The 15,619-nt window shown below is 59.2% G+C and carries 15 protein-coding genes and 1 tRNA gene; 12 read left to right on the top strand and 4 right to left on the bottom strand.

Annotation, left to right across the window (positions count from 1 at the left end; translation table 11 throughout):
* Window positions 1–81: 81 nt before the first annotated feature.
* Genes H9Q16_RS09200 through H9Q16_RS09190 form a run of 3 tightly spaced genes read left to right on the top strand, consistent with a single transcriptional unit; the run spans window position 82 to window position 2,736 of the window.
* Window positions 82–498, top strand: a complete 417-nt coding sequence (locus H9Q16_RS09200) for a CopG family transcriptional regulator (RefSeq protein ID WP_191075005.1) — start codon at window positions 82–84, stop codon at window positions 496–498.
* A 29-nt stretch (window positions 499–527) separates the two neighbouring features.
* Entirely contained in the window at window positions 528–1,610 is a 1,083-nt protein-coding gene (locus tag H9Q16_RS09195) for an extracellular catalytic domain type 1 short-chain-length polyhydroxyalkanoate depolymerase (RefSeq protein ID WP_191075004.1), read from the top strand.
* 1 nt (window position 1,611) lies between these two features.
* Window positions 1,612–2,736 (top strand): C45 family autoproteolytic acyltransferase/hydrolase, encoded by a 1,125-nt coding sequence (locus H9Q16_RS09190; protein ID WP_191075003.1) that lies wholly within the window; start codon window positions 1,612–1,614, stop codon window positions 2,734–2,736.
* A 581-nt stretch (window positions 2,737–3,317) separates the two neighbouring features.
* Here H9Q16_RS09190 and H9Q16_RS09185 read toward each other — a convergent pair.
* The gene (locus H9Q16_RS09185) at window positions 3,318–4,790 is read right to left on the bottom strand and encodes an aldo/keto reductase (protein WP_191075002.1); all 1,473 of its coding nucleotides are present in this window, start codon (window positions 4,788–4,790) and stop codon (window positions 3,318–3,320) included.
* Window positions 4,791–4,892: 102 nt separating this feature from the next.
* On the opposite strand from H9Q16_RS09185, the gene H9Q16_RS09180 reads away from it, so the two are divergent.
* Window positions 4,893–5,267, top strand: coding sequence for a TIGR04076 family protein (locus H9Q16_RS09180; RefSeq protein ID WP_191075001.1), 375 nt, complete (start codon window positions 4,893–4,895; stop codon window positions 5,265–5,267).
* Window positions 5,264–6,349, top strand: a complete 1,086-nt coding sequence (locus H9Q16_RS09175; RefSeq protein ID WP_191075000.1) for an aldo/keto reductase — start codon at window positions 5,264–5,266, stop codon at window positions 6,347–6,349. The genes H9Q16_RS09180 and H9Q16_RS09175 overlap by 4 nt, the downstream gene beginning before the upstream one ends.
* A gap of 5 nt (window positions 6,350–6,354) precedes the next feature.
* Here the strand turns inward: H9Q16_RS09175 and H9Q16_RS20845 are convergent, their stop codons facing one another.
* The gene (locus H9Q16_RS20845; protein WP_191074999.1) at window positions 6,355–7,044 is read right to left on the bottom strand and encodes a DUF108 domain-containing protein; all 690 of its coding nucleotides are present in this window, start codon (window positions 7,042–7,044) and stop codon (window positions 6,355–6,357) included.
* 149 nt (window positions 7,045–7,193) lie between these two features.
* Between H9Q16_RS20845 and H9Q16_RS09165 the strand changes: the two genes are divergently transcribed.
* From H9Q16_RS09165 to H9Q16_RS09135, 7 genes are all read left to right on the top strand, one after another.
* Window positions 7,194–7,952, top strand: coding sequence for an ABC transporter ATP-binding protein (locus H9Q16_RS09165; protein ID WP_191075224.1), 759 nt, complete (start codon window positions 7,194–7,196; stop codon window positions 7,950–7,952).
* The gene (locus tag H9Q16_RS09160; protein WP_191074998.1) at window positions 7,949–8,680 is read left to right on the top strand and encodes an ABC transporter ATP-binding protein; all 732 of its coding nucleotides are present in this window, start codon (window positions 7,949–7,951) and stop codon (window positions 8,678–8,680) included. The genes H9Q16_RS09165 and H9Q16_RS09160 overlap by 4 nt, the downstream gene beginning before the upstream one ends.
* Window positions 8,677–9,594 (top strand): branched-chain amino acid ABC transporter permease, encoded by a 918-nt coding sequence (locus H9Q16_RS09155; RefSeq protein WP_191074997.1) that lies wholly within the window; start codon window positions 8,677–8,679, stop codon window positions 9,592–9,594. Before H9Q16_RS09160 ends, H9Q16_RS09155 begins: the two co-directional genes overlap by 4 nt.
* Window positions 9,591–10,565: a branched-chain amino acid ABC transporter permease gene (locus H9Q16_RS09150; protein WP_191074996.1), complete on the top strand. Its 975-nt coding sequence runs from the start codon at window positions 9,591–9,593 to the stop codon at window positions 10,563–10,565. The genes H9Q16_RS09155 and H9Q16_RS09150 overlap by 4 nt, the downstream gene beginning before the upstream one ends.
* Window positions 10,566–10,583: 18 nt before the next feature.
* Entirely contained in the window at window positions 10,584–11,840 is a 1,257-nt protein-coding gene (locus H9Q16_RS09145) for an ABC transporter substrate-binding protein (RefSeq protein ID WP_191074995.1), read from the top strand.
* Between the two features lie 689 nt (window positions 11,841–12,529).
* Complete coding sequence (locus H9Q16_RS20530; RefSeq protein ID WP_216859319.1) at window positions 12,530–13,273, top strand: LuxR C-terminal-related transcriptional regulator; 744 nt, start codon at window positions 12,530–12,532, stop codon at window positions 13,271–13,273.
* 94 nt (window positions 13,274–13,367) lie between these two features.
* The gene (locus H9Q16_RS09135) at window positions 13,368–13,991 is read left to right on the top strand and encodes a hypothetical protein (RefSeq protein WP_191074994.1); all 624 of its coding nucleotides are present in this window, start codon (window positions 13,368–13,370) and stop codon (window positions 13,989–13,991) included.
* Window positions 13,992–14,090: 99 nt separating this feature from the next.
* Here H9Q16_RS09135 and H9Q16_RS09130 read toward each other — a convergent pair.
* Window positions 14,091–14,165 (bottom strand) — tRNA-Gln (locus H9Q16_RS09130).
* A 61-nt stretch (window positions 14,166–14,226) separates the two neighbouring features.
* Window positions 14,227–15,615 carry a mechanosensitive ion channel family protein gene (locus H9Q16_RS09125; protein WP_191074993.1) on the bottom strand — a complete coding sequence of 463 codons (1,389 nt, stop codon included), beginning with the start codon at window positions 15,613–15,615 and terminating at the stop codon, window positions 14,227–14,229.
* Between the last annotated feature and the right edge of the window lie 4 nt (window positions 15,616–15,619).

The raw sequence follows: 15,619 nt of genomic DNA, 5'->3' as shown, positions 1-15,619 counted from the left end.
TGTTTACCCTGCGGCACTCAAAATTGCAGTTGTAGATGGCCTAAAACATCCATATACCATCCATACAGATGGAGATTGACAATGAGCAACGTGACACGGCTCGGTGATAGACAGCCGGACAATGAAAAAATCACGATCAACCTGGGCTTTGTCGACTTGGGCCGGATCGACCTACTGGTACAGGAAGGCTTCTATTCCAACCGCAGCGATCTGATCCGGACAGCGATCCGCAACCAGTTGGAAAGTCATGGTGAGGTCGTCAGCAAGTCGCTGGAACGCCACACCATGGAGCTTGGTCTTCGGGACTATAGCGTCTCTGATCTCGAGGCGCTGAGGGCCGCAGGTGAGATGCTTCACGTCAAAGTCGTGGGATTGGCGCGGATCGCTTCCGACGTCTCGCCCGAGCTTGCGCGTCAAACCATTGGGTCGATCACCGTGCTGGGGGCTTTGCAGGCCAGTGCGGACATCAAGAAGGCACTTGGCGACCGCATCAGGTAGGTCGCTTCTCGCATAACAAAGGATACACAATGAAACTTTTCAATGTCGGCGCGGCGCGCCCGGCAATCAATCTCGCACGGGCTTCGGCTGCCAACGATCTGGTACAGCGCACCCTCGCTCAACATGGCCTTGCCGCACCGGTAGGGCAGGCCGGTCAGACGGACGTCACCCATATGCCTTGGGTCAACGATATGCTGGCAAAGCTCTCAGGCGCACGCCCTCAGTCCGGATCATTGCATGATCCGGTTCCGGACGGTGCGGTGTTCCAGGGCGACACGTTCGCGTGCGCATCAGGCAGTCGCCGATATCGCCTTTATGTTCCGGCCTCTGCGTCGGACGGTGCGCAGGGCGTCGTCATGATGCTGCATGGCTGCACCCAAACGCCAGAGGACTTTGCGGCCGGAACCGGCATGAACGCCCTGGCCGATCTCAATGGGTTCGTGGTGGTCTATCCCGCGCAGTCGCGCGGCGACAATGCGCAGTCCTGTTGGAATTGGTTCAGCCGGGGCGATCAGCGCCGTGGCAGGGGGGAACCCGCGATTCTTGCTGGCCTGGCGCAGCAGGTTTCTGCCAAATACGGCGTCACCCGCGATGAAACGTTTGTTGCGGGTCTTTCTGCCGGTGCGGCCATGGCGGTCATCCTGGGGGAGACGTATGGGGATGTCTTTTCTGCCGTCGGCGCCCATTCCGGTCTTCCGATGGGATCAGCCAAGGATGTGCCTTCTGCTTTTGCCGCGATGGCAGGGAGTGCGCTTGTCAGCCCTGATCCTGTTGCATCCTGTCACCGTGTGCGGACAATCCTGTTTCACGGATCAGCCGATCGCACAGTGCATCCGTCAAACGCCGATGGCATTGCGCGGCGTGTCTGCAACGCAGGTTCAGGCCAAAGTGTGGAGACGTCGATGACCGGGGAAACCGCAGGTCGTACCTACACAAGAAACATATCCAGCGACGCGGGTGGATGTGGATTCCTTGAACACTGGATTGTCGAGGGCCTGGGACATGCCTGGTCAGGCGGGCAGCCAAACGGGTCTTACACCGATCCCAGGGGGCCCGATGCCAGCAGCGAGATGATCCGCTTTTTCTTTGAGAACGCGCGCGAGGACATTTGAGATGACCAACATGACGCTGACTTTCGATGCGGTGGATGAGGCCATACCCGGCCCGAAATGGGCGGCCCGCTGGACGCGGTCGTGGCCCGCGTATGAGGCGTGGTTCGTTGCGCGTGGCGGAGATGCCGGGCCATCGCGTACCGCGTGCCGTGCGGCGCTCAGGACCCATATGCCTGAGCTGATTGCGACCTACGACAGGCTCATCAATCTTGCGGGTGGCTCTGACCGGGCGGCGCGGTTCCTGTCGACGTGGTGTCCGCCTTCCTATCTTGGAGGGTGTTCGCTTGCCGCTGTTGCTGACCGCGACGATGTCCGGCTGGTGCGCAACTATGACCTGTCGCCAGACTTGAATGAAGGGCTGTTGTTGCGCACGGAATGGACGGGACGTGCGGTCATGGGCATGGTCGAATTTCTTTGGGGTCTGTCGGACGGCATCAATGATGCTGGTCTCAGCGTTGCGCTGGCCTATGGCGGCACAGGTGAAACGCGCGAAGGGTTCGGCATTGCGACGATCCTCCGCTACGTTCTGGAAACCTGTGACACGGTTCAAGAGGCACTCGCGGCATTCAGGCGCATACCGTCTCATATGGCCTACAACGTGGTGATAGCGGATGCCGAAGGCGAAACTGCCAGCATTGAACTGGCCCCCGGTGGGGGTGCCACACTGATGCCACAGGCGATTGCGACCAATCATCAAAGTAAGGGCAGGGGGGCCGACCGGCCCGGCTTTACCCAAACCCTTGAGCGGCTGGCGCATCTGAAATCCTTGCAGGTCTCCCCGCGCAGTTTGGGTGACCATTTCCTGAGAACACCTCTGCGGCAGGATCGCTATGCTGAGGGTTTCGGGACGCTGTTTACGGCAGAATATGATCCGAAAGCGCGGTCGCTTCTGCTCTCCATGGCTGGCGCAAAATGGGACCAGCACCTTGATGCATTTCGCGAAGGGCGACATCTGGCCGATTATTCACAGGCCGATACCACGGCCTTTCGCAACCCCGATGCCGTCAGCGGCGAAAGCAGCACTGAATGGTCACGGGCTGCGATGATCGACTGGCGCCAGCTCGCGTCGGACTATGCTGCAGGTCATGGCCGCGAGATAGGAAGTTATCTGATTCTCCCCCACTGAACCTTATGCCGTCGATGGGGCCGATTTGGTCGTTGACCGGGATTTAGGACGCGATGTTGTGATCCAAACCCTAGCCTAATCGCGGGTCCGTTCATGGACCGTATGCGCGATCGACCGTTATGGTGCCATCGGTGAATCTGTCCCTGATCCAGCTTGGCTTTTGTGATCCGGACGTCAATTTGGAAAATCGACACCGTTGCTTCGTCGTTGAGAATAGCCCCGTGATCCGCTTCGATGACGTACTTTTCGGAGAGGTCAGAGAATGCTTTTCCTTTTACAGGCCGCAATCCAGTAGTGGGTTGGGTCGAAGTCTGTTGTGGACTTTTGTTTCCCTAGTCAGAGAACAGGCCAACCTGAAACCCCGGGCATTTCAGTGGCGCAGGTCAGGCGGTACACGAAGAGCTGCTTTGATCGAGCCAGCAAGTTCGGCGGACAGGTGATCTTTGCTGCAGTTGCGTGATAGGCCCACTGCGATGGCGGAAGCAGACCTTCAGAATGCCGAATTGTAATCCCTCGATCGCCGCACACATGTTCTTGACACTGCATATCACTTACGCAATCCAGGGCGGCTTGAGTCATTCTCAACCTTCACGCACGATCGCTTCGACATCGATCTCTACTTTGTGAGCGTCGATCAGCCCGGCGATACGGTAAAGTGTATTTACAGGCTTGATGTCTCGGAAAACGCGGCCGTGTGCTTCTGAGATATCTACGACGTCGGCTTCGTCCGTGATGTAGACACGGGTGCGCACAACGTCTTCTGCGCAGCCTCCAAGCGCTTCGATGGCGGCGATGATGCGGTCCAGGATGTAGACGGTTTGCGCACCAGCGTCATCCGGGGCAACGGCCCGGTTGTGACCTGAAACCGCTGTGGTACCAGCGACGAGAATGCGGTCACCGATACGTCGTGCCCGGCAATAGCCCGCGATGTCTTCCCATTTCGAGCCGGTCAGAACGCGTGTCTCTGCCGGACGCCCCGGCACGGGATGCGCTGTTTGCGCAGGTGGCATCTCGCTCAGGTGATCTGACAGGTCACCGGAGGCGGTCAGGAAGGGCGGTTTGCGGTACTCGTCGCCGCAATCGCCGGGGATCGGTTGGGTTGCTTGAAAACCTGCCTCTAGGCAGGCGCGGTCTTCGGCATCGAGGGTAAAGGAGAACAGCTTCAAGTTGTCATCCGCGTGCATGTTTCCGCCAAGGCGCGCGCCGATGATGACACCTGCGACCTGTGGCTGGTCGAGCACCCAGCGGGTAGCGACGTTGGACACGGAAACGTCGTGCTTGGTGGCCACCGTCTTTGCGGCCTTCAGAATCGCCTGCAATGCGTCCCAGCCGCCGGCGGCATCGATAAAGCGCTTATACTTCATCTTGGACCAGTCGGTGATCTCAGCAGGTTCCGGCTGATCGACCCAGCGGTCCGACAGGAACCCGCCGCACAGCGTGCCATAGGCCAGTACATGGGCCCCGTGTTTGGCGCAGACCGTCGCCATGTCGCCCGCTGCGCGACGGTCGATCAGGGAAAAGCTGACCTGGTTTGTGCGCAGCGGCACGCCGTCTGACAAAGCAAGATTGAAATGCGCAGCATCGAAATTAGTCACGCCCAATTCGGCGATCAGGCCTTCTTCGCGCAGACGGCTCAACGCATGCAGGCTTTCCAGTAACGTATCATCCAGATAGTCCCAGCCATGGAATTGCAGCAGATCGACACGGTCGGTGCCCAACCTGTCCAGCCGTGCTTGTACCCCTGCGCGGATGGTATCTTCGTCCAGTGGGCCGGGTGTTGGCACCCATTTCGTGAATGCCAGCGGCTTTGGGTCAGGCCCGCGCGACAACAGCCGTCCGGTCAGAATCTCGGCGCTGCCGTAGTGATCGGCCATGTCGAATGTGTCGAACCCGGCATCGACATAGGATTGCAGTGCATCTGCCCCGGCATCGGGGTCGATCGTAGTGCCATCACGCTCAATGTCTGCAACCTGCCAGAGCCCTGTCAGGACGCGGCATATGCTCATCCCGGGGGCAATTTCGGTGCGCTCGGGCCTTGCTGCTTGGGTCGCCATGTCTTTTCTCCCACTTTCCATCATCATCCTTCATCGCAGCCCCAGATTGACGACAATTTCGGGAAGTGCAAACCTGATACGAACCAAAGGGGCAGGATTGGCATGGCAGACGACTCTGAAGAAGCTGGTTTCTGGCTGTACGATCTGAGGGTGGAAACCGTGCTGGATGGCCGAACCCCTGTGTGCCGCCACGTGGAAGGAGAGAGCTTCCGCGTCGTTGGTGAAAATCTGATGTTCGGGGCGGAGCAGAAGGTGTCGATGTATGCGCTGGCAGGACTGATCCCGCTATTACCGGCCAAGCAGCGGGACACGGCACCGGGCGACTGGATGTCGACCGATGCAGAGGTCGCTTGCCCTGATCCTCATTGCGGCGGACGGTTTCGGATCGTGCGCGAAGAGCGGCGCTGGTTTTCTCATGCCGAGACCACCGGCATGCCCGATGCGCGCGGCACGCCCTACTGGAAGGGCCAGGCATGACGGAACCGGAAACCACAGATCTGCGGCCCGGCCACAGGATTTCGCGGGTGATCAAGGGCGGCTGGCAGCTTGCTGGCGATCATGGCGAGGTCAATCGGTCCACCGCCATCGCCGACATGGAGGCCTTTGTCGACGCCGGTATAACGACGTTTGATTGCGCCGATATCTATACCGGTGTTGAAGAGATGATCGGTGCCTTTATCGCGGACCTGCGCCAACGGCGTGGGGCAGAGATCGCCAATCGTGTGGTTGTTCAAACCAAGCTGGTGCCGGATTTAACCCGTCTTGAGGTCTTTACTCAAGCGGATGTCGAGGGGATTGTCGATCGCTCCTTGCAGCGCCTGCAAATAGAACGGCTGCATCTGGTTCAATTCTACTGGTGGGATATGAGCCGGGGTCACGCGCTGGATGCTTTGGGGGCCCTCAAGTACTGTCAGGAGAAGGGCAAGATCGCCAATCTTGGCGTGAACAATTGGGACGCGGATAGCATTGCACATTTCACCGAGGCCGGTTTCGACATCGCTGCCGCTCAGGTACAATATTCGGTGCTGGATCGTCGCCCGTCACACACGCTGGCGCCTTGGGCGGCTGAGAACAACGTGCATCTGCTGAGCTTTGGAACGCTTGCCGGCGGTTTCCTTACCGAGCGGTGGCTGGGCGCGCCTGATCCCGGCTTCACGTTTTCCAACCGCTCGCTGATCAAGTACCGGCTGATCATTGACGAATTTGGCGACTGGAACCTGTTTCAGACACTGCTTGAAACACTGAACGCTGTGGGCGCGCGGCATGATGTGCCGCTTAGTGCGGTTGCCGTACGCTGGGTGCTGGATCAGCCGAAGGTGGCGGCGGCCATCGTCGGTGCGCGCTATGCCCGCCACCTGCCCCAAACCCTGAAAATTTTCGACTTTGCCCTGACAGATGCGGACCGGGAAGAGATCGGTGCCGTACTGGCGCAGTCGGCAGGACCCAATGGGCCAGTCTTTGGGCTTGAGGGCGACCGCAACGGCAGGCACGGGCGGATCATGAAGTACAACCTCAACACCAATCCCGACGACAAGATTCTCGCGGCCAAGGGCGACTGAAAAGGTCAGACACCCCGCCAGCGTCGGTTTGCGCGGGCCAGTTCGGTTAACAGCATGCGGGCGACCGGGTGTGACGTTTGCGATGACGCGTCAAATCTTATCGTGCGCTGCCAGGTAATGCCGTCTTCCTCCGCTTCGATCTCGATCTCATGGACCCCATTTGTACCACCGGCCTGCATACTCAGCACAGTCGCCTCCAGCCCCGGCCCGTTCAACGCCACCGCAACTGCTGAATTCAGCATATCCGGCCAGCGCGCGACCGCCTGCGACAAGGGGCCGGTCCAGGACGCTTCGATTTCCGCAGAGCGCATGGTGATCCGCAGGCGCCGGGCCGTTAGCGGCATGTTCGCCATGCCACATGCAAAAAGCCGCAGCGGGTGGCCGGATTTTTCTGAGACGGCGGCAATACGCGCCTGAAATTCGGGCGCTGCCATGGCAACCGCCCCTACCGACCAGACCGGTGCGATGGCCAACGCCCTTGGCCCGAGGGCACGCAGCGCGTCGGGGCCCGCCGCATCTATGATCAGATCGACCGGATGGACAAGAAACCTGTTCCCGTCTTGTGTCTGCTCCTCAAGGTCCGGCACCGCGTGCCGGGTCAGCACGCGGCCCAACTGCCATGCGTTCAGATCAGCGATACCGCGGACCAGCGCGCCACCGATTTCCCCGTGTCCGATAACTGAGACTGTCCTCACGTGCCTATCACCTTCCCACCTGCCTTTTGCTGGTCTAACGTAGCTTGAACCAACTGTCACAGAAATGGGGGCGCAGTGCGCGGACCGGATAAAGCCAGAGTTCGCGCGCGGCCAGTCATGAGGCACCGTAGATGAGCAATGACCCCCCTATGCTGTCAACCGACACCCTGTCGTGTGCATTCGGTGAACTGAGGGCGGTGGACAGCGTTTCACTGGATATTCAGCCGGGGACGATGACGGGGCTGATCGGCCCTAATGGGGCTGGCAAGACCACTTTTTTCAATCTGCTTGCCGGGGCGTTGAAGCCCACCGCGGGCCGTGTCCATTTTGACGGCTCGGATGTGACCGGAATGAGCCCGGACAGGCTGTTTCACCTTGGTCTTGCCCGGACATTCCAGATCCCGCGCCCCTTCAGGCGTCTGAGCGTGCTGGAAAACCTGCTGTTGGCGCCACCCAAACAGTCCGGTGAGACGTTGACAGGCGCGATTTTCCAGCGCCGCAGGATGGCCCGGCAAGAACGCGCACTGCGTGACAAGGCGATGGGCATCCTGGACTTTATGACGTTGGCTGATCTCGCTGATCAGCCAGCGGGCAAAATCTCTGGCGGACAGACGAAATTGCTTGAACTGGCGCGCGCCCTGATGGGAGAGCCGCAGATGATCCTGCTGGATGAGCCTGCGGCGGGCGTGAACCCATCGCTGACCAACGTCTTGATCGACCGGATAAAGGCGTTGAACCGTCAGGGCATGACGTTCTTTATCATCGAACACGACATGGATTTCGTGATGCGCCACTGTGCACCTATCATTGCGCTTGCAGAAGGCCGGGTGGTGTTTGAGGGCACAGCGCAAGACGCGCAGGCAGATGCCGGATTGCTGGACGCCTATCTTGGGACCGGCGTCGCATGAGCGGCGGCAATATTCTGACCGTTGCGGGTATCGTGGCTGGGTATGTCAAGGATCTGCCGATCCTGCGCGGCATTGACCTTGCGGTCCGGCGCAATGCACTGACCACCATCATCGGCCCAAACGGCGCTGGAAAATCCACGCTGATCAAGACCATAGCAGGTCTGGTGCCTGTCTCTGCCGGCACTGTCACACTGGATGACACGCCGATCACCGGCATCCGGGCGGACCGAATGGCCGATCTCGGCATGGCATATGTGCCGCAAACCGACAACATCTTCAAAACCCTCACGATCCGCCAAAATCTGGCACTTGTGCTGCGGCTTAGCCGTCGGCGAGAGACGCGGCTGGAAGAACTGTTCGACCTTTTCCCGCCCCTGAAGGACAAGCAGGGGGATCGGGCGGCTTCTCTGTCGGGAGGACAGCGCCAGATGCTGGCTGTGGCAATGGCCCTCGCGCGGGAACCGTCGCTGATCCTGATGGATGAGCCCTCCGCCGGGCTGGCACCCAAAGCGGCGGCCGAGGTGCTGGATCTTGCGCACAGATTGACCCGCGATGGCGTGTCGATCCTGCTGGTCGAACAGAATGTGAAGCAGGCGCTCAGGGTGTCAGATCATTGCTATATTCTTGCGGAAGGGCGCAACCAGCTCGACGGCCCCGCCGCAGACATTCTGGCCGACCCGATCGTGGGCGAAATCTATCTGGGACGACGCAGGATGAACGACGTATGATCCAGAACCTCATGGACGGTATCCTGACCGGATCCATCATTTCGCTTGGGGCCATCGGGCTGACGATGGTCATGCATATGCTGCGCTTTGCCAATTTCGCCTATGCCGAACTGTTGGCCATCGGCGCCTATGCGGCATTGGTGTTTGACCGCCTCTTTGCCGCGTTGGTGCCGGTAATGGATCAGGCGTTTGGCGGGCTGAGCCTGACGTGGTCACTGACCTTGGCCACGCTTGCCGCGATGGCGATCACGGGGCTCTCTGCCGTCTTGATCGACTGGGCGATCTTCAAACGCATCAGGCAAAAGGCCGATGCGCTGTCGATGGTCTTTGCCTCCTTCGGTGTCGCCCTGATCATCCGCAATGTGATCACCCTGATCTTCGGACTAAAGGCAGAACTATATTCGAACGACATCGCCTTTGCGATGGTCCTGAGCCGCGATCCACTTTTGCTGATAAAGCCTGATCAGGTCTTCGTCCTTGTAGCGGCTCTTGTTCTCATGACGATCTTCCATCTCGTGCTTTCGCGCACGACCTTTGGATTTGCCCTGCGCGCCGTGGCGGAAAACCCGGCGTTGGCGCAGGTGGCGGGCGTGCCGCTTGCGCGGATCATCATCGTCGTGTGGATGATTGGTGGCGCATTTTCGGCCGCCGCCGGTGTTTTTTATGCGCTGACCAATCACCTGTCCCCGCTCATTGGACATAACTTCCTGTTGCCCGTCTTTGCGGCCACCATCGTGGGCGGTATCGGCAGCGTTTACGGCGCGCTTTTGGGTGGGTTCATCGTTGGAATCGCCTCTGGCCTCGCACTGCAGGTCCTGCCCTCGGGGTACAGTCCCGCGATGCCCTTCCTTATCATTCTGGCCGTGCTACTGGTCCGCCCGCAGGGCCTGTTCGGCGAGGCGGAGCAGACATGATCGGCATCATCTCCTATCTGGCATTCTTTGGTACCGTAGCATCGATCCTGGCGATTGCGGTGCTTGGGTTGAACCTGCAATGGGGCAACACCGGTCTTTTTAACGGCGGTGTCGCAGCGTTCTTTGGTGCGGGCGCGTACGGCGCCATGATGCTTGGCGGGCCTGCTGATCCGCTGCAATTCGGTGCCTTTGAGCTGCCGTACACCATCGCCTTTGCCGGGGGTATATTTCTTGCCGCACTCGTGGCCTGGGCCGTTGGGCTGCTGACCTTGCGTCTTCGGCACGATTACCTTGCCATCGCCACCTTTGGCGTGGCTGTCGCACTTGAGGCGGTGGCCCGCAACGCCGAATGGCTGACCGGCGGGGCCAAGGGGATGCGCGGCTTTCCCCGCCCCTTCGAGGGGCTGTTTGAGGATCAATTCACCTACAACCTGGCCTTCCTTGCCTTTGTCGTGCTCATCCTGATCGCGGTCTATGTCGGCCTCGAACGTCTGGTTCGATCCCCCTATGGGCGCGTGTTGCGCGCCATTCGCGAAGACGAGATCGCGGCGCGCTCGCTTGGCAAAAACGCCACCAGATTGCGGCTCGAAGCCTTCGTTCTGGGCTCGGCGATCATCGGCGCTGCGGGGGTGCTTTACGTCAGTTTCTACGCCTTCATCAGTCCACAGGATATGGCGCCGATCCTGACCTTCCAGATATGGGCGATGCTGATCGTAGGCGGGGCGGGCAACAATCGCGGCGCGGTCCTCGGCGCATTCCTGATCTGGGGCGCATGGACCTCGAGCGGCTTCTTACTTGCCAAGTTTGCGCCGACAGCCGTTCAAATCTACACTGGACCGATCCAGTACATCATGATCGGATCGGTCATCGTTGGCATGTTGCTCTGGCGCCCTCAGGGATTGCTGCCTGAGCGCATCGAAAGAACCAAGACGGGGAACGAAGCACCCGGCAAGACTGCTTCGCAAGGATAACACGGGAGAATATGATCCATGAAAACCAAGTATCTAAGACAACTCGTCATTGCCGCGGCTTTGACAGTCGGCGGCGCGAGCGTTGCGGCGGCCGATTGCCCCGTCAAGGTTGGCGTCGCCCTGCCAACATCTGTCGACTGGGGCAAACCAATCGCTGAGACCGCGCTATGGGTTGCCGATATGATCAATGAGGCTGGCGGTGTTGACGGATGCCCGGTGGAAACCATCCTGCGCGACACGCAAGTGGACGCCAAAGTGGGCGTTGATGCGGCCAAGGCGATGGTCGATCTGGACAAGGTGCAGCTGATGATGGGCGCTGTTTCATCGGGTGTGACGCTGCCGATCCTGACGTCGGTGACCGTTCCTGCTGGCGTGATGCAGATTTCCTGCTGCTCTTCCTCTACCCGGATCACCGGTCTTGCAGAAGAAGGCAGCACCAAGGGCCTTTGGTTCCGCACCTTTGCGACCAGCAATGTGCAGTCCGCCGTCCTGACAAAGCTCGCCAAGGACGCAGGCTACGGCAAGGTCACAGTGTTTTACAAGAACGACGACTGGGGCCAGGACATGGCCAGCCTGCTGGACAATGCGCTGAAAGCGTCGGGGATCGAGGTGGCAGCGTCCATCGCAATTACCGACAACCAGCCATCCTACCGCGCCGAAGTGACCGAAGCGTTGGGGGGCAATCCGGATGCGGTCATCCTCGCGCTTTATCCCAAAGAGGGCATTGCCGTGACCCGCGAATGGATATCATTGGGGGGTACGACCAAGATGGTCGGTGCCAATTCCCTGCGGTCCGAGGAATTCCGTGATGCGGTCGGCATGCAGTATCTTGGCGACTTCATCGGAGCTGACACGTCCTCGCCGCGGACGGCCTCGGCCTCAGCCTTCGTAGAGGCCTACAAGGCCAAATTCGGCGGCGAGCCAAGCGGCCCGGGCCTGCCCAACAGCTTTGACGCAGCCGCCATATCGCTGCTGGCCTATCACGCCGCTGGCAACGGAGCGACGGGCGCAGAGATTGCGGCCAAAGTGCCGATGGTAACCGACCCCGCAGGCGAGCCAGTCGATGCCAACGTCGAAGGGTTCAAAAAGGCGATGGCCTTGCTGAGCGAAGGCAAGTCAGTGTCATTTCAGGGCGGCACTGGTGCGGTCACCTTTGACGCAAACGGCGACGTTTCTGCCCCTGCTGTGTCCTGGGTGTTTACCGAAACCGGCATTGACGAACGGCAGTACATTCCGCTGGAAGAGGTCAACGCATTTATCCAGTCGCTGAACTAACGCTGTCGCACCGAGTGCCCCGGCGCACGGCGCCGGGGCGCAGGACATTTGGGAAGGTTACCTGCCTGAAGAGACGTGCCACTCAAAACTCAAGTTTGCGGGACCGCAATGGATTGATCTCCGCGATTCGTTCAACCCTTTGAGGGCTGCGCAATAACAAGGATGCAGTGCTTTTCTGCGTCAGAAAGCAATATGAGTGCGCAAGACCATTATCTCATCACCGGGTGATCAGTTCCGCTCCAATATCCGGCGGCATGCATGAATGAATGACAGCTACCAGGGATCTGACAAGCAGATTTGGACATGATCCAGGATCAGCTTAGGGCCTTGGATGAATTCGAGACGCCCGGATTAGAGCTTCATGGCCCCTGGCAGGGCCAATGCGTCCATTACGCTTAAGGGACCAAGGGGAAATCAAGGAGCGCCCGATGAGGACCAGCGGTTGCCTCGCCTACCCAGCGGAATCTTGGTGCCGGCGCGTCGCAATTGAAACTGCGATCGTGTACCTAATGCGTCTAATTCTCAGCCTGCGATCCATGGCGACTGGGTCCAAGAAACAAACCTCCATTCGAAAAACCGCGAAAACCGTGCTACCGGTATGATGATTGATCGTGTCTGGAACACTTTTGAGGGTATCGAAACGGGGGAAGTCTATGCGCACGAAAGGCCTCTCAAAACACCTGGCTCCCATGGACTGGATGATCTCTGGCGCGACCGCTTCAGACTTCCAAGAGGCAGGCGTGCGCCTCAATCGTGCGGTGGGCGAGCTTGGGGGGGATTCCGTCGGCGTTGTCTTCGAGATGCCCAATAGCTTTGGGAAATTTCCAACGGCAGACCAAATGTTCGGTCACTTCATAAATCCGGAGTGGCACGACTTTTACAGCAACAACCAACATCTCATTCAGCATGACATCATGGCACGGCACCTTTTCGTGTCTGGCGTACCTCATTTTGTAGACGTCCGGCGTCCTGAAACGTTCCCCGCGACCTCCATGACAAAGGATGAGGCCGGGTTCGTCCAACTGGCGGTGGAATTCGGTATGCGCCAGACGTTGAGCATGTCATACTTCAACGGTCGTACGGCGCGTCAATCCATTCTTATGCTCAACCAAACCGCCTGCGGCAGTGGGGACCTGAGCGAGCTCTGCCGAAACCATTTGCCCGAATTTTATCTGGCTGCGCAGTACTTTGTCGAGGGGTTGCACATTCAGGAACTGGCGCGCGAGGCGCCGCTTGGCAGGCTGAGCGACCGGGAACGAGACTGCCTCAGTTGGGCAGCGACCGGCCGCACGACCAAGGAAATAGCGGACATCCTGCATCTCGCCGACGACACGGTGAACGAGTATTTCACATCGGCGATGCGTAAGCTGGGTGCGGGCAATCGAACGCAAGCCGTTGTCAGAGCATACGTGCTCAACCAGATTGCACCCTAGACCCCAAATTTTGGGGGATGGGTCGAAAACAGACGTCTGAATAAGCTTTTGCAAGGGCCGCTTCTATTCCGGATTGGTCCTGACAGGAGCATTCATGATGTTTTTCACCAACCCACCCCGCATTCCCAGAGTACGCCAGCGGCTGGCCATGGTCCGCCAGATGACGTCGCTGATGGAAAGGGAAATGCTCACCCTCTCGGACGACCTTGTTTATGAACGCGAAAATTGGATCAATGCGTACATCGATTATGGCAATAGCGCGAGCTTCGACGGCAATCGGACAACCGCCTATCGTGGGGTCGCACTGGCAGACGGCACCCTCTTCTGGCTCGTCCGCCACAAGGACAAGAAATATGGATACCATTCGACCGAAGACGACCCCCTGGCTGCAGTCGAAGAAGCAGAATTGGCTTGGCAAAGGCGAAAGGAAATTCGCGGCCAGTGGGATCAGGTCGAGGCTCTCGCGCGTGATCTTTTGCTTGGGCGAAGAACGTTTCGCGTCGGGATTGAGGACGCCTACGCCTCCCCCCTCTGCACGATGGGGGTTGAGGCATTCCTGAAGCGACTGCGCCTGCAGAATATTCGCGAAGTTTCCGGGCGGTTTGCGGCAATCCTTATGACGTTCGACGCGCAGGTCGGGTTCGTCATTCATCAGGCGTTCTTGCGTCACGCGAATGAACAGACCGAACAGATAGGTGGGCTGCAAAGTCACGTTTAGACGCAGCGCTACGGGTGTCTGAGATCAGGACCCACAGCCCACGGAAAACACGCGACTATGTCACGAGACACGCGCACCGTCTGCAATCAAGGAAGTGTGTGGCTGGGGTGGTAGGATTCGAACCTACGATACACGGTACCAAAAACCGATGCCTTACCGCTTGGCTACACCCCAGCAACGAGGGGCTAATTAAGCCGCAAGCGTCAGAGGCGCAAGCCCCGTTTTGGCAAAATCCTCATTCCTGTTCGCCGTTCTCCTTGAGCAGGTCGCGGCGTTCGGTTTCTGCGCGTTCGATCTCGACGATCTCGTCCAGCTCGTCTTCGCGGGTCTCGACGCTTTGGGCGCTCAGGGTCTCGGCGGCCTTGGGCGGGGCGGGTTCCTGAGGCTGCGCAGGACCTGTGTCGGCCGGTGTTTGCCCTTCGGGCTCGTCGTCTGCTGTCGTGACGTCAAAGTTGGTCAGCGCGCCTTTCAGACCCTCCGGCACTTCGATCCGGTACGTGGTGTTGGGCATGTCATAGCCTGCGGCTGCGACGGCGGCCATGACTTGGCGGATCGCTTCGCCTTTGGCGCGCAAAAGGGAGGTTTCCGTCTGATCAATCCATCCTGTGACTTTCATCACCATTGAGCCGTCACCGATGCGATCCACCCAGACGTTGGGGGCGGGTTTTTCCAGCGTGAACGGCAGATCAGAGACGGTATCTTCCGCCAGATCGCGCACCCGGGCCAGGTCTTCCTCGCCCGCGTCCACGCCAATTTCGAACAGAAACCGCCGCTCGGCATTGCGCGAATAATTGACGATCCGGCTTTTGAAGACAGTTGCATTGGGAATGCGGATATGGTTGCCGTCCCAGCTGAGCAGGATGGTCGCACGGCTAGTCAGGCGGATGACCTTGCCCTCGTCTCCGTTGATTTCAATCGCATCGTTGGGGCGGAACGGTTGCCGAATCGACAACATGATTGAGGCGATGAAATTCTCAACTGTGTCGCGCACGGCGAAACCGATGGCCAGACCCACGATACCGGCGGCACCAAGAATGCCCCCTAAGAGGGCCGTGGCATTGAGGATATCAAGCGCGATCACCAGCCCGCCTACGATAAAGATAAGCCGCACGATCTGACGGTAGATATCGGCGATGAACGCGTTTGGTGAAAGACGTTCCCAGGGTTGCTTGCGGCGTGCCAGCCAGAAGCCAAGCATGACCACCAGGAAAAATACCGCGGCTCCGATCAGGATCAGCGGTAGCATCGCCAGCAGCTGCCAGAACCGGGCCATGAAACGCTCAACCGCAGGGTTCAAACGCTCCAGCACTTCGGTCGATTCAACCACATTGTTTTCGATGGCCACGACGCCCTGCACCCGCCCGACCAGATCGTTGAGCGCAGTCGCTTTGGTTGCGTCCAATGTGGTGCCACGCAAGGTGACGATACCTGACGATACGGTGACAGAGACGTCGCCGTATCCGTCAAGCTCTCCGATGATATCGCGGATGCGATTGGCGATTGCCGCGTCGGTTTCTGCGTTGTCATCGACCGTGATGGTGCCAGTGGGCTGATCCGACTGGGCATACAAAGTGATCGGCAGGGTAAGGTTGAGGCAGAGCAGAAGGAGAAAAAGGCGCATCATCGAA

The sequence above is a fragment of the Sulfitobacter aestuariivivens genome (assembly GCF_014763045.1).
Taxonomy (GTDB): domain Bacteria; phylum Pseudomonadota; class Alphaproteobacteria; order Rhodobacterales; family Rhodobacteraceae; genus Sulfitobacter; species Sulfitobacter aestuariivivens.
Note: the sequence above shows the minus strand (reverse complement) of the source record. Positions and strands in the feature narration are given on the sequence as shown.

Coding starts and splice junctions, on each gene's coding strand:
- H9Q16_RS09190 (WP_191075003.1), top strand. CDS start 1,612: ATGACCAACATGACGCTGACTTTCGATGCGGTGGATGAGGCCATACCC.
- H9Q16_RS09195 (WP_191075004.1), top strand. CDS start 528: ATGAAACTTTTCAATGTCGGCGCGGCGCGCCCGGCAATCAATCTCGCA.
- H9Q16_RS09185 (WP_191075002.1), bottom strand. CDS start 4,790: ATGGCGACCCAAGCAGCAAGGCCCGAGCGCACCGAAATTGCCCCCGGG.
- H9Q16_RS09165 (WP_191075224.1), top strand. CDS start 7,194: ATGCTGTCAACCGACACCCTGTCGTGTGCATTCGGTGAACTGAGGGCG.
- H9Q16_RS09125 (WP_191074993.1), bottom strand. CDS start 15,615: ATGATGCGCCTTTTTCTCCTTCTGCTCTGCCTCAACCTTACCCTGCCG.
- H9Q16_RS09180 (WP_191075001.1), top strand. CDS start 4,893: ATGGCAGACGACTCTGAAGAAGCTGGTTTCTGGCTGTACGATCTGAGG.
- H9Q16_RS09150 (WP_191074996.1), top strand. CDS start 9,591: ATGATCGGCATCATCTCCTATCTGGCATTCTTTGGTACCGTAGCATCG.
- H9Q16_RS09155 (WP_191074997.1), top strand. CDS start 8,677: ATGATCCAGAACCTCATGGACGGTATCCTGACCGGATCCATCATTTCG.
- H9Q16_RS09200 (WP_191075005.1), top strand. CDS start 82: ATGAGCAACGTGACACGGCTCGGTGATAGACAGCCGGACAATGAAAAA.
- H9Q16_RS09145 (WP_191074995.1), top strand. CDS start 10,584: ATGAAAACCAAGTATCTAAGACAACTCGTCATTGCCGCGGCTTTGACA.
- H9Q16_RS09160 (WP_191074998.1), top strand. CDS start 7,949: ATGAGCGGCGGCAATATTCTGACCGTTGCGGGTATCGTGGCTGGGTAT.
- H9Q16_RS20530 (WP_216859319.1), top strand. CDS start 12,530: ATGGACTGGATGATCTCTGGCGCGACCGCTTCAGACTTCCAAGAGGCA.
- H9Q16_RS09135 (WP_191074994.1), top strand. CDS start 13,368: ATGATGTTTTTCACCAACCCACCCCGCATTCCCAGAGTACGCCAGCGG.
- H9Q16_RS09175 (WP_191075000.1), top strand. CDS start 5,264: ATGACGGAACCGGAAACCACAGATCTGCGGCCCGGCCACAGGATTTCG.